This window comes from Streptomyces sp. SM1, from assembly GCF_002910825.1.
Taxonomy (GTDB): Bacteria; Actinomycetota; Actinomycetes; order Streptomycetales; family Streptomycetaceae; genus Streptomyces; species Streptomyces okerensis.
Window position 1 is genome coordinate 1 of sequence record NZ_NEUB01000763.1, and the last position, 1,522, is coordinate 1,522.

General features: G+C 74.8%; 1 protein-coding gene and 1 pseudogene. Both read left to right on the forward strand.

What is annotated here, in order from left to right:
- The coding region (locus tag B9S61_RS23040) for an inositol-3-phosphate synthase (RefSeq protein ID WP_103543973.1) at nucleotides 1–1,159 on the forward strand (1,159 nt) is incomplete at its 5' end.
- Nucleotides 1,156–1,522 (forward strand): annotated as a pseudogene (locus B9S61_RS41660) (hypothetical protein); the annotation flags it as partial. The gene B9S61_RS23040 and the pseudogene B9S61_RS41660, both read left to right, overlap by 4 nt.

Here is a 1,522-nt window from a genome sequence, read left to right on the forward strand (position 1 = left end):
TCCCGCCTCTTCGCCGGCTCCCCGCTTCGGCGTCTGGTTCATCGGGGCGCGCGGCTCCGTCGCCACGACCGCGATCGCGGGCTGCGCCGCCGTCGCCGCCGGACTCCACCCGCCGACCGGCATGGTCACCGAGACCCCCGACTTCGCCTCGTGCGGTCTGCCATCGTTGTCGTCCCTCGTCTTCGGCGGTCACGACACCGTCGACTGCCCGCTGCCCAAGCGTGCCGAACACCTGGCCGCCGGCGGCGTCCTGCCGCACGGCCTGCCGTCCGCCGTCCACGCCGAACTCGTCGCCGCCGACCGGGAGATCAGGTCCGGAGGCCCACAGCCCGCCGACACGGACGGCGGCGGCCCGGTCCGCACGGACGACGACTGGATCGACGTGTTCGCGGCCGGCATCCGCGACTTCGTGAGCCGCCAGGGCCTGGCCGGCGCCGTCGTGGTGAACGTCGCCTCCACCGAGCCCGCTCCCTCCGACGGTTCCCTGCCGCCCAGTTCCCTCTACGCGGCGGCCGCCCTGCGAGCCGGCTGCCCGTACGTCAACTTCACGCCCTCCACGGGACTGCACCACCCCGCGCTGGCACCCGTCGCCGAGTCCTCGGGCCTGCCGTACGCGGGCCGCGACGGCAAGACGGGCCAGACCCTGCTGCGCTCGGTACTCGGCCCGATGTTCCTCCAGCGCGCCCTCGCCGTACGCGCCTGGTCCGGCACCAACCTGCTGGGCGGCGGCGACGGCGCCGCCCTCGCCGACCCCGCGGCCGCCGCCGCGAAGAACGCCGGCAAGGAACGCGTCCTCGCCGACACCCTCGGTGCCCCCGTCGAGGGCGAGGTCCACATCGACGACGTGCCCGCGCTCGGTGACTGGAAGACGGCCTGGGACCACATCGCCTTCGACGGCTTCCTCGGCTCCCGCATGATCCTGCAGACCATCTGGCAGGGCTGTGACTCGGCACTCGCCGCCCCGCTCGTCCTCGACCTGGCCCGCCTGGCCGTCCGCGCCCATCAGAAGGGTTTCACCGGCCCGCTGAGCGAACTGGGCTTCTACTTCAAGGACCCGGTCGGCGACGGCCCGTCGTCACTGGCCGAGCAGTACACCGAGCTACGGCGCTTCGCCGGCCACCTCCGCGACGAATCGGCCCACCCCGGGACCCGGCGATGACCCGCGAACCCACCACACGGAGCATGCCGCCCGGGCAGAGCCCGGCCGCGCAGGTCACGCCCGCGACGGACGTGCCCACGCCGGAGGGTGCCGCGCCGCACGTGCCCGTGGTGAACCATGCCTCACGGAGGGCACCCGCACACGACGCGCCGATCCTGCTCGCGCCCGTGCAGGGTGTGCCCGCGTCGGGCGGCGCGGATCAGTGCGTACCCGTGCCGGGTGTGCCCACGCGGGGCACGCCTGCCCAGGCGGCGCCCGCACAGGTCGTGCCTCCGCCGGAGGGTGCCGCGCCGCACGTGCCCGTGGTGAACGTTGCCTCACGGAGGGCACCCGCACACGACGCGCCGATCCTGCTCGCGCCCG